The organism is Sphingomonas sp. PP-CC-3A-396 (genome assembly GCF_004343105.1).
Classification (GTDB): Bacteria; Pseudomonadota; Alphaproteobacteria; order Sphingomonadales; family Sphingomonadaceae; genus Sphingomonas.
The window spans coordinates 76,599-89,130 of the sequence record NZ_SLYF01000009.1; the positions used below are offsets into that span (position 1 = coordinate 76,599).

A 12,532-nucleotide genomic window follows, 5' to 3' on the forward strand; every position below is an offset into this window, starting at 1 on the left:
TTTTACGATCGAGACCGATGACCGCTTCCGAGACCCCGACGCCCTGGTGGAAGGGCGCCACGATCTACCAGATCTATCCGCGCAGTTTCGCCGACTCGAACGGCGACGGGATCGGCGACCTTGCCGGCATCACCGCGCATCTCGACTATGTCGCCGCGCTCGGTGTCGACGCGGTATGGTTGTCGCCGTTCTTCACCTCGCCGATGGCGGACTTCGGCTATGACGTGTCGGATTACCGCGACGTCGATCCGATCTTCGGCACGCTCGCCGATTTCGATGCACTGATCGCGCGCGCGCATGCGCTGGGCCTCAAGATCATCATCGATCAGGTCTATTCGCACACCTCGGAGGAGCATGACTGGTTCCGCCAGAGCCGCGCCTCGCGCAGCGGCGACAAGGCGGACTGGTATGTCTGGGCGGATGCCAAGCCCGACGGCACGCCGCCGTCGAACTGGCAGTCGGTGTTCGGCGGCCCGGCCTGGACCTGGGACGCCAGGCGCGGCCAATATTACATGCACAATTTCCTGAAGGATCAGCCGCAGCTCAACGGGCATAATCCCGCGGTGCAGGACGAGCTGATCGCGACGGCGCGGTTCTGGCTGGATCGCGGCGTCGACGGCTTCCGCCTTGATGCGATCAACTTCGCGATGCACGACCCGGCGCTGACCGACAATCCGCCGGCGCCCGCGACCAATCGCGCGCGCACCCGGTCGTTCGACTTCCAGATGAAGCTGCACAATCAGAGCCATCCGGACATCGTCGGCTTCATCGAGCGGATCCGCGCGCTGCTCGACGAATATGGCGCGGGGTTCACGGTCGCCGAAGTCGGCGGCGACGACAGCGACCGCGAAATGAAGCTGTTCACCGGCGGCAACGGTCGGCTGAACAGCGCCTACGGCTTCGACTTCCTGTACGCGGACCGGCTGACGCCCGAGCTGATCGTCGATGCGGTCGGCAACTGGCCCGATACGCCGGGGCTGGGCTGGCCGAGCTGGGCGTTCGAAAACCACGACGCACCGCGCGCGATCTCGCGCTGGACGACGCCCGACCAGCGCGACGCGTTCGCACGGATGAAGATCCTGCTGCTCATCGCACTGCGCGGTAACATCTTCCTGTACCAGGGCGAGGAGCTGGGTCTCACGCAGGTCGACATCGCCTTCGCCGACCTGCTCGACCCGGAGGCGATCGCGAATTGGCCGCTGACGCTGTCCCGCGACGGCGCCCGCACCCCAATGCCGTGGATCGGCGCGGCGCCGGATCTCGGGTTCGGCAGCACCCAGCCGTGGCTGCCGTTCGGCGAGGATCACCGCGCGATCGCGGTCGATGCGCAGGAAGCGGATGCGACGTCGCTGCTGCACTGGACGCGGTCGCTGATCGCGGCGCGGAAAGCGCATCCGGCGTTGCGGCTTGGGAGCCTGCGGATCGTGCACAGCGACGATGCGGTGATCGCATTCGAGCGGACAGCCGACGACGAGACGCTGCTCTGCGTATTCAATCTCGGCGACGAAGCGCGTGGCTGGCCGACCGGCATCGCCACCGACGGCGCCATGCTGTTCGCGACCGATGGCGCCGACACGACGACGCTGCCGCCGCTATCCGGGCTGGTCCTGCAGCGGTGATCGACGGGCGCGGCCAGCACATCGTCATCCTCGGCGGGGGCACCGCCGGGTGGATGACCGCGTGCCTGATCGCGCATCGCTGGCGCGACCGCGGCGTCCGCGTGACCTTGGTCGAAAGCCCGGAGATCGGCATCGTCGGCGTCGGCGAAGGATCGACGCCGCAGTTAAAGCATTTCTTCGACACGCTCGGCATCGCCGAAGCCGAGTGGATGCCGGCGTGTGACGCGACCTACAAGCTTGGGATCGGCTTCGAGGGCTGGTCCGACCGCGCCGGGTACGAGCAGTATTTCCACCCCTTCCCCACCGCGCTCGACGGCCACACCGCGCCGCAATTCTTCTACAACACGCGAGCTCGACGGACCGGTCGCGATGTCGCCGCGCACCCCGACCAGTTCCTGCTCCCCGCCCGTCTGGCCGCCGCCCACTGCGCGCCGCAGCCCGCCGCAAACTTCCCGTTCGAGGTCAGCTACGGCTATCACTTCGACGCGTACAAGGTCGGCGCCTTCCTCGCCGCACACGCGACCGAAACGCTGGGCGTCGTCCACGTCCAGCGCCGTATCGCCAGCGTTGAGCGTGCCTCGACCGGCGACATCACCGCGCTGATCGATACCGACGGCGAACGCATCGCCGGCAATATCTTCGTCGATGCCAGCGGGTTTCGCAGCACGATCTTCAGCGCGTTGGACATCCCCTTCGTCAGCTACGCCGACGCACTGTTCAACGACCGCGCAGTAGTCATGCCGACCGCGCATGCCCCCGACGCGTCGATCCCCAGCCAGACGCGCGCGACCGCGTTGTCGGCCGGCTGGACGTGGCACATCCCGCTGACCAGCCGAAACGGCAACGGCTACGTCTACTCCAGCCGCCACCTGACCGAAGCACAGGCCGAGGCCGAACTGCGCGCACACATCGGCGCCGACGCCGGCGAAGCGCGCCACCTCGAGATGCGCGTCGGCCGCGTCCGCGACAGCTGGTCGCACAACGCGCTCGCGGTCGGGCTGGCACAAGGCTTCCTCGAACCGCTCGAGGCGACCGCGTTGCACCTCGTCATTGCCACCGTCCAAGCGTTCCTCGACATGGTCGACCAGGATGGCGCGACCGACGCGGTCCGGGCCGCGTTCAATACGCGGATCGCCGCGCGCTACGACGGCGTCCGCGATTACATCGTCGCGCATTATCGGCTGAACCAGCGCCACGACGACCCGACCGGCTATTGGGCGGAAGCGCGCGGCATCGAATCCCTGTCCGACGACCTGAAGATGCTGATGTCGACCTGGTTCACCGGCGCCGACATGGTCGCGGCGATCGATCGCGCCGGGCTCGGCCGCTATTATTCGGCGATCAGCTGGCATTGCCTGTTCGCCGGCTACGGCACCTTCCCCAACGCTGCGCGGCTCATTCCGCCCGGCGCCGATATCGATCTCATCGACCTGCCCAAGATCGACGATTTCCTGACCCGTTGCGCATCGAATTTCGGGTCGCACGCCTCTCGCCTCCGCCACCTGGCGGACCACAAGGATACCGTATGAAACGCCTAGCCCTCCTGCTCGCCGCCACCGCTGGCGTGTGCAGTGTGCCCGTCCAGGCGCAGACGACCACGCTCGCCGCCCCCACGCTCACCCCGCGCAATGACGGCGTCGAGGTTCGTGCGGGCGCGACGACCATGCGGATCACCGCGATGACCGATGGCCTCGTCCGCGTGCGCGTCGCCAAGAACGGCGCGTTCGCGGAGGATGCGAGCTGGGCGGTGACGGCGGCGACCCGCAAGCAGACCGCCAAGGTGAACGCAGCCCCCGACGGCTTCGCCACCACCAGCGTTCGCGTACGGATCGGTGCCGGCGGCGCGATCACCTTCGAGACGCTCGACGGCAAGATCATCTCCGCCGACGCCGCTCCGGTCGCGACCGACGGCAAGGCGTTCACGATCACGAAGACGCTGCCGATCGCCCAGCATTTCTACGGCTTGGGCGACAAGACGCAGGGCCTTGATCGGCGCGGCCACGGCTTCGTCGACTGGAACACCGACGCGTTCGGGTTCAGCAGCGCCGACGATCCAATCTACAAATCGATACCCTTCTTCATCGGCACCGGCGGTGCGGGCGGCAGCTACGGCATCCTGCTCGACAACACGTATCGCACGTGGTTCGACTTCGGTCACCGCGATGCCGAGACGCTCTCGTTCGGGGGCCCCGACGGGCCGATCGACTATTATTTCATCGCCGGTCCATCGATGGCGGAGGTCACGCGACGCTATGCCGACCTGACTGGCCACGCTCCGCTCGCGCCGAAATGGGCGCTCGGTTACCAGCAGTCGCGCTATAGCTATGGCAGCGCCGACGAGGTCCGCCAGATCGCCGCGCGCCTGCGCAGCGACCGCGTGCCGACCGACGTGATCTGGCTCGACATCGGCTATCAGGATCGCAACCGCCCCTTCACCACCGACGTCAAGACCTTCCCGGACCTGCCCAAGCTCGCCACCGAGATGAAGGCGGACGGGATCAAGCTGGTCGCGATCACCGATCTCCACATCGCCGCGGTCGAGCAGCGCTATGCGCCGTACCAGAGCGGCATGAAGGCCGACGCGTTCATCAAGAATGCCGACGGCAGCCCCTATGTCGCGCCGGTCTGGCCCGGCCCGTCGGTGTTCCCCGACTTCACCAAGACCGCGGCGCGGACGTGGTGGGGACAGCAGTACAAGGGGTTCCTCGACGCCGGGATCGCAGGGTTCTGGAACGACATGAACGAGCCGGCGATCTTCGAGACGCCGACCAAGACGATGCCGCTCGACACGCGCCACCGCATCGACAGCGAAGATTTCGCCGCGCGGATCACCGATCACCGCGAGGCGCACAACGTCTACGGCATGCAGAATACGCGCGCCACGTTCGATGGCCTGCTCAAGCTGCGTCCCGACGAACGCCCGTTCGTGATGACGCGCGCGAGCTATGCCGGCGGTCAGCGTTATGCGGTCACCTGGACCGGCGACAACAGCGCGACCTGGGATCACCTCAAGCTGTCGGTGCAGCAGATCATCAACCTCGGCCTGTCGGGCTTCGGCTACAGCGCCGCCGACGTCAGCGGATTTGCCGGTGGCCCAAGCCCCGATCTGCTCACGCGGTGGACCGAGATCGGCGCGTTCACGCCGGTGTTCCGCAACCATTCGGCGACCGGCACCCCCCGCGTCGAGCCCTGGGTCGATGGCCCCGACCACCTCGCGATCCGCCGCCGCTTCATCGAGGAGCGCTACCGGTTGATGCCGTATTTCTACGCTCTGGCGGACCAGAACGCGCGGTTCGGCGATCCGATCATGCGCCCGGTATTCTACGATTACCCCGCCGCCGCGACCGCGTCGTGCGACCAGTCGATGGCGTTCACGCTCGGCAAGTCGCTGCTGATCGCACCACCGCCCAAGCCCGAGTCGCCGCAGACCTACGACGTCTGCCTTCCCGCAGGCGGCTGGTATGATTACTGGACCGGCCAGCGCGTCGGCACGCCCGAGCCCGCCGCCGCCGGCCCGATCCAGTCGGCGACCCAAGCGGTACCGACCGCGCGCACGCTCGGCGACCGCGTGACCGAAACGCCGCGGCTCGATCACCTGCCCGTGTTCGTCCGCGCCGGCACGATCCTGCCCCGCCAGCCGCTGGTCCAGAGCACCAGCGAAACCCCGAACGGTCCGCTCCGGCTCGACGTCTATCCCGGCGCGGATTGCATGGGGACGCTCTACGAGGACGACGGCCGCACGCTCGCGTACACCCGCCGCGGCTACTTTCGCCAGACGGTGCGCTGCACGATCACGCCCACCGGCCTGTCGATCGACTTCGCCAAGCCCGAAGGCGGATTCAAACCGTGGTGGACATCGATCGCCGTCACCGTCCACAACTGGACCGGGAGCGGCACCGCCATGGCGAAGGGCAAACGCCTGAACCTGATTGGTGACACCCAAGCGCTGACCGCGACCGTGACCGTTCCCGCGCAATCCGGTGCCACCACGATCGCGATCGACGGGCGCCCAGCGCGCACCAACTGATCGCGGAGCCGCCCCGCGCGTAGCGGAGTGTTGCTTAGCGGACATCCCACGACCATCCCGCGCGCACCGACGTGCGAGGGATGGTCACGGCTGCCGTTCGTGGAAGCGCAGCAGAGCCTCGGCGCGTTCGGTGTACCGCCACCCCCCATAGCGACGCGGCTCTAGCCCCCTTGCCGGCACTAGAAATCTTGGTAGCGCCTTCGGAACGCATTTACCCTTACGGAAGAGCCAAGTATTCCTGGCACTGACGGTCAAATATAAGTTTACAAAAAATCTTTTCGATACTGATAATTGTTCGCCTTGATCTCGCACACATCTGCTAAAGACCATTAATACCAAGTGTGACGCCGTCGAACCGGATGTCAGACAGATACTCTGGTTTTTAGAGACACCGCGACATCGATACGACGCTCTCCAAGTTTCTCGACGGGCTTTCGCTCGGGGTCTCGCTCGCCGAAGACGACCGGAATCACGTGCTAAATCTGCCATTTACGCGAAAGACATTCATGGCGTCGGGATATCTCGTACGCCAGGGTGACCGGTGTGATACCGTTTCGGTACTATTGGATGGCTATTGTTACGGCCAAAAGGACGATGGCGAGGGAAACTGCCAGATCGTTTCGCTTGCAATACCCAATGATGTTATCGGCCTCGAGCATTTATACTTGCAGACGACCGATCACAACGTGCGCGCGCTCACGACGGTAGACGTCGCCATGATACCTTTGTCGGCGGTGCAGCAACTCTCCGCGAGCCGGCCGGCGGTTGCCCACGCGCTTGGTATTCATCACGCGATAAATCATGCGATCGCCCGCGAATGGATCGTCAACATCGGCGCCAGAGACGGTTTGCGCCGCGTCGCGCATTTTCTGTGCGAGTTTGCGGTCCGTTGCGACGCCTGGCGGAGCGATACCGCCGCCGGCTATGAGCTGCCGATGTCGCAAGAACAGATCGGCCAGGCGACGGGACTGACCGCGGTTCACGTCAACCGAATGCTGAAGACGCTTCACGCCGCCGGCCTGATCGAGCGCAGCTGGCGCAACGTCGTGTTCTCGAACTGGGAAGGGCTGCGCGACGTCGCCTGCTTCTCGTCGGATTATCTGCATCCAGGCCGACAGGTGCCCGCTCCCGGCTACCGAACGGTCTAGTCCGCCTGATGTCGGCGCGGCAGTCGCCGCTCCGCTAACATAGGCTCCAGCTCCAGCCGTTCTCGACGATCGAACTACAGTGATCTGACCGAATCGATAGATTCGGCGCAGTGAAACCCGCGTTCGATCCTGAGTCACGTCGCGGCTTGGACGCGAAATAGTGTTATCTAAATCTTAATAGACGGTCATAATTACAGTCTTGCGCAGCCAGACCGATCGGCAAACCGTCTAAAGCGGCCCAAATTGTACGTTTTACACTAACATCTCAAGATAATAGCTTGATTTTTATTTGGCGGACTTACATAGGTTAAGCAGACTTAGCGATCATACCGTGCGATCCTCGCGACCGGTCGACCGCTTAAGATACAATGCCCTGACCATTTGGTTTTTGATGGCAGCGAGGTTCGACGCAGATCGATCCGCTGCCATCCGCTAAGGCTTCGTCCTCGCTTCGGGCGCTCTACCCCCTTCGAACGGCTCCCGCTGCTGCGGATGGGAGATCCGTGCCTTCCATCCGCGGTGACGATCGAGGTGTTCATGTACAAGTCGACCCTATGGGCGGCCGCGCTTGCGGCTGTGAGCCCGGCTGCCTTGCTGGTTTCCGCACAATCCGCGCAGGCGCAGGTTCCCGTCGGCGCCGGTGGACAGCTCCAGCAGATCCCGCCGACTCCGCTGAACGAGACTCCCGCGCCCGATTTCGGGTTCGAGCGCAAGACGCCCGTCGTGGTCGCCGCAACCGGTGGCCCGAAGACGCTCGTCCGGTCGCTCCGCGTGACCGGTGCGACGCTGTTCCCCGAGGCCGACCTGATCGCCGCAACCGAGTTCGTCCCCAACAGCGAGCTCGACCTGTCGGACCTGAAGACCCTCGCCGCGCGGATCACCGCCTATTACACCAGCCGCGGCTATTTCGTCGCGAACGCCTATCTCCCCGAGCAGGACGTGCAGAGCGGCGCGGTCACGATCGCGGTGATCGAAGGGCGCTTCGGCGCGGTCGGCGTCAAGAACGAGTCGCGGCTTTCTGATGGCGTCGCGAACGGTATCCTCGCCGGGCTCGACGTCGGCGATCCGGTCGCGGTCGCCCCGCTCGAACGGCGCCTGCTGATGTTGTCGGACCTTCCCGGCGTGCGCGTGAAGTCGACGCTGAGCCCCGGCACCGCGGTCGGCACGTCGGACCTGCTGGTCGACATCACCCCCGGCCAAAGCATCACCGGCAGCGTCGAGGCCGACAATGCCGGCAACCGCTACACCGGCGCCTACCGCGTCGGCGGTTCGGTCAACTGGAACAACCCGACCGGTTCCGGCGACGTGCTGAGCCTGCGTGCGCTGACCTCGTTTTCCGGGCTCGCTTATGGCCGCGCGTCCTACCAGGCGCCGATCGGGCAGGTCACGCTGGGCGTCGCGTTCGCGCATCTCGAATATTCGCTCGGCAAGGAATTCGACAGCCTCGACGGCAGCGGTAACGCCGACGTGGCCAGCGTCTATGCGAGCTATCCGCTGATCCGCTCGCGCGACAACAATCTGTACGTGACCATCGGCGGCGATGCGAAATGGTTCGAGGACAAGATCGGGATCGTCGACACCACCAGCTATCGCCGCGCGCAGGTGATTACCGCTGGGCTCAGCGGCGACGAGCACGACACCTTGCTCGGGGGCGGCTGGAGCGCGTATTCGCTCAGCTATTCGGTCGGCAATCTCGACATTCGCGGTGCGTACGAGCGCTCGGTCGATGCGCTGACCGCGCGCACCGACGGTAGCTATGGGAAGCTGCAGTTCAGCTTCGCGCGGTTGCAGACGATCGCCGGGCCGCTGTCGCTGTTCGCCTCCGCCCGCGGGCAGATCGCGTTCAGCAACCTCGACATCTCCGAGCGTATGGAACTGGGCGGCGCCTACGCCGTCCGCGCCTATCCCGAGGGCGAGGCGTATGGCGACCAGGGCTATGTCGCGACAGCCGAGGCGCGGCTGGCACTGCCGCAGGTCATACCGGGCGCGCTCCAGTTGTTCGGGTTCGTCGACGTCGGCGAGGTCGATTACGTCAAGCACCCGTATTTCACCGGATCGAACCACGCCAAGCGCAGCGCCTATGGCGCCGGGCTGAGCTGGGCAGGACCGTACGGTATCGCCGCCAAGGCGACCTATGCGCGCAAACTCGGCGACGCGGATGCGACGTCGGCCCCCGACAAGTCGGGCCGCGCCTGGTTCCAGGTTTCGAAGACCTTCTGACCGCGCACGCACCCCCGAATTTTGCGGCCATCCGCCGCCACCAAGGATACCGCCCATGACCCCCATTCCCTCTTCGCTCAGAAACACCAGCCGCCCCGCCCCATCGGTCACGCGCACACGACGTGGCGGCCTGTTCGGCACGACCGGGCTCGCGCGGTTCGCCTGGCTGATCGGGTTCAGCCTTGCGGGCACGCTGGCGGCGCGCCCGGTCGAGGCGCAGACGCTGCCGACCGGGGGCGAAGTCGTCGCGGGTCAGGCGAGCATCGCGACCGGCAGCAAGTCGGTGACCGTGACGCAGACCAGCGACCGGACGGCGATCAACTGGCAGTCCTTCTCGATCGGCAAGGGCAAGAGCGTCGTCTTCGACCAGCCGACCAGCAGTTCGGTCGCGCTGAACCGCGTGCTCGGCACCGATCCTTCGGTGATCCTCGGCAATCTGTCGGCGAACGGGAAGGTGTTCCTGGTCAACGCGAATGGCATCCTGTTCGGCCAGACCGCCAATGTTAACGTCGGCGGGCTGGTGGCGTCGACGCTGAACATCTCCGACTCCGATTTCCTCGCGGGCAAGAACAGTTTCGCGGGGACAAGCGGCGCGAGCGTCCAGAACGACGGCACGATCACCGCGAAGAACGGCTATGTCGCGCTGCTCGGCGCGAACGTCGGTAACGGCGGGACGATCAAGGCGAACTTCGGCACCGTCGTGCTCGCGGGCGGCGAGGCGATCACGCTCGACGTCGCAGGCGACGGGCTGCTCAACGTCGCGGTCGACAAGGGTGCGGTCGGCGCGATGGTCCGCAACGGTGGCCTGATCCGCGCGGACGGCGGCAAGGTCGTGATGACCGCGCAGGGTGCGGGCGACCTGCTCCACACCGCGGTCAACAACATCGGTGTCGTCGAGGCACGCACGCTGCAGAACCGCGGCGGCACCATTCTCCTGCTCGGCGACATGAAGAGCGGCACCGTCAGCCTCGCCGGCACGCTCGACGCGAGCGCACCGGTCGGCGGCAATGGCGGCTTCATCGAGACGTCGGCGGCGACCGTCAACGTGGCGGACAGCGCCAAGGTCTCGACCTACGCACCGGGCGGCCTGACCGGCACATGGCTGATCGATCCGCAGGATTACGTGATCGGCGCAGGCGGCAACATCTCGGGCGCGACGCTGTCGGCGCAGCTGGTGACGACCAGCATCACGATCAGCACGATCCCCGCAGCGGGCGACACGACCACCGGCAATGGCGACATCTTCGTCAACGATGCGGTTGCCTGGACCGCCTCGGGTGTGCCGACGACGCTGACGATGAACGCGTTTCGCGACGTCAACATCAACGCGCCGATCACCGCGACCAACGGCAACATCGTCGCGTGCTGCGGCCGCGACGTGAACGTCAACGCGGACCTGACCACGACCAACGGCAGCATCCTGCTGAACGCCGGGCGCAACGTGCAGGTATTCCACGCGATCACCACGACCGACGGCAACATCGCCTTGTGCGCCGGCCACGACGTGATGATCGACGCGGCGGTGACGCTGACTCGCGGCACGACGATCCCCGCGCAGAGCCTCGGTCTGCCAGTCGGCCTCACGCTGATCGCAGGATCGGACGGCACTGGGCCGGGCGTCAACGGCGGCACGATCGTGTTCTCCGCGCTGTCGCCGCCGACCACCGTCACCGCGGCGCCGGTGTCGATCAACTACAACCCGGTCTCGTATACTACGCCGACCGACTTCTCGACCGAGTTCGTGCTGACCGAGGGCGCGGCGATCACCCAGCGCATGCTGTTGTTCCCGACCGCGCAGAAGGTCGCCGACGGCACCAATGCGGCGGTGCTGAGCGGGTTCAACACCAACGGCACGTCGGGGACGCCGACCGGCGTATCGCTCGTCGCCGGGCCCGATGCGACCGCCACGTTCGACAGCACCGATGCGGGGACCGGGATCGGGGTGAGCTTTAGCGGCTACACACTGACCGGCGCGAACGCGGACCAGTATGCGCTGGCGAGCTCGTGCTGCGTTGCCGGATTCCGGACGACCGGGACGATTACGGCTGCAGCACCGGCGCCTGCTCCAGCACCAGCGCCTGCTCCGGCACCAGCGCCCGCTCCAGCACCGGCGCCTGCTCCGGCACCAGCGCCCGCTCCAGCACCGGCGCCTGCTCCGGCACCGGCGCCTGCTCCGGCACCAGCGCCCGCTCCAGCACCGGCGCCTGCTCCAGCACCGGCGCCCGCTCCAGCACCTGCGCCCGCTCCAGCACCGGCGCCTGCTCCGGCACCAGCGCCCGCTCCTGCACCGGCGCCCGCTCCAGCACCGGCGCCCGCTCCAGCACCGGCGCCGGCGCCCGCTCCAGCTCCAGCGCCCGCCCCGGCACCAGCGCCCGCTCCAGCTCCGGCACCCGCGCCGGCGCCAGCTCCAGCTCCAGCGCCTGCTCCAGCGCCGTCACCAGCACCGGCTCCCGCCCCAACCCCAACGCCAACCCCGCCAGTCGTGGTCACCCCGACACCGGTGCCAAACCTGCCGACCGCGACTCGCCCGATCCTGGACGTTCCGCCCGTGATGGTCCGCGTGCCGTCGCCGCCGCCGATCGAGGTCGTCGAGGGTGGCGTGAGTTTCCCGCCGCCCATCCGTCCGGGAACGGTCATCGTCGAGACCCCCGGCACGCCGCAAACCGTGCTGCCCGTCGTCGAGACTCCCGTGACTCCGCAGGCCGTGCAGCCGACGCCCGGTCGTCCCTTCGTGCAACCGACCCCGCCGAATACGCCGGCCGTCCCCGACTATCCGCGCAAGCAGGCGCGTCATTAAGATGATCGGTCGGGATGCTCTCCAGAGCGGCTGGTGCGTAACGCTTATGGCGGGACTCATGGGGCTTGCGGCGACATCCCAGGGTGTGGCGCAACCAGTATCGGCCGAAAGTATCGGGCGGTTCGGGACCGAGGCGGTGTCGAACGATGCGCGGGACACCGCGAACTGGGTTGCCGCATCGCATGACAACCAGAACTTGCCGTTCATCGTCATCGACAAGGTGAACGCCGTCGTGTTCGCGTTCGACGCCGCCGGTGGATTGCGCGGCACGGCGCCGGCCTTGCTCGGCATGGCACGCGGCGATGCGAGCGTACCCGGCATCGGCCAGCGCAAGCTCGCGACGATCACGCCGGCCGAACGCACCACCCCTGCGGGCCGGTTCAAGGCCTCGCTCGGTCGCGATTTCGAGCAGGATATCCTGTGGATCGACTATGACGCCGCGCTGTCGATGCACCGCGTGATCGTCGGCCGCCGGATCGACAACCGTGCCGGTCGACTCGCATCGCCGACACCCAGCGACAACCGGATCTCGTATGGCTGCGTCAACGTACCCGCCAAATTCTACGACGACGTGGTCAAGCCCTTGTTCACCGGCACCGTCGGCATCGTCTACATCCTGCCCGAGACCAAGCCACTCCGCAGCGTCTTCGCCGTGCCGGTCGCGGCGGGGGGCTAGCGCATCGTGATCCTCCACACGTCGGAGAGGATCACGACGATCCCG

The 12,532-nt window shown here is 66.5% G+C and carries 7 protein-coding genes; all 7 read left to right on the top strand.

Going from position 1 to position 12,532, the window contains the following annotated elements; all coding sequences use genetic code 11:
- Positions 1-17 precede the first annotated feature (17 nt).
- The 7 genes from C8J40_RS17070 (at position 18) to C8J40_RS17100 (ending at position 12,487) form a co-directional block, all read left to right on the top strand.
- Positions 18-1,619: an alpha-amylase family glycosyl hydrolase gene (locus tag C8J40_RS17070; protein WP_243693468.1), complete on the top strand. Its 1,602-nt coding sequence runs from the start codon at positions 18-20 to the stop codon at positions 1,617-1,619.
- Entirely contained in the window at positions 1,616-3,148 is a 1,533-nt protein-coding gene (locus tag C8J40_RS17075) for a tryptophan halogenase family protein (protein ID WP_243693469.1), read from the top strand. Before C8J40_RS17070 ends, C8J40_RS17075 begins: the two co-directional genes overlap by 4 nt.
- Positions 3,145-5,646: a TIM-barrel domain-containing protein gene (locus C8J40_RS17080; RefSeq protein WP_132898041.1), complete on the top strand. Its 2,502-nt coding sequence runs from the start codon at positions 3,145-3,147 to the stop codon at positions 5,644-5,646. The genes C8J40_RS17075 and C8J40_RS17080 overlap by 4 nt, the downstream gene beginning before the upstream one ends.
- 506 nt (positions 5,647-6,152) lie before the next feature.
- Positions 6,153-6,794 carry a Crp/Fnr family transcriptional regulator gene (locus tag C8J40_RS17085; RefSeq protein WP_132898042.1) on the top strand — a complete coding sequence of 214 codons (642 nt, stop codon included), beginning with the start codon at positions 6,153-6,155 and terminating at the stop codon, positions 6,792-6,794.
- Positions 6,795-7,331: 537 nt separating this feature from the next.
- The gene (locus C8J40_RS17090) at positions 7,332-9,014 is read left to right on the top strand and encodes a ShlB/FhaC/HecB family hemolysin secretion/activation protein (protein WP_132898043.1); all 1,683 of its coding nucleotides are present in this window, start codon (positions 7,332-7,334) and stop codon (positions 9,012-9,014) included.
- A gap of 55 nt (positions 9,015-9,069) precedes the next feature.
- Complete coding sequence (locus C8J40_RS17095) at positions 9,070-11,811, top strand: filamentous hemagglutinin N-terminal domain-containing protein (protein WP_132898044.1); 2,742 nt, start codon at positions 9,070-9,072, stop codon at positions 11,809-11,811.
- Positions 11,812-11,896: 85 nt separating this feature from the next.
- On the top strand, positions 11,897-12,487 hold the full coding sequence (locus C8J40_RS17100) for a L,D-transpeptidase (RefSeq protein WP_207901260.1): 591 nt from the start codon (positions 11,897-11,899) through the stop codon (positions 12,485-12,487).
- Positions 12,488-12,532 lie beyond the last annotated feature (45 nt).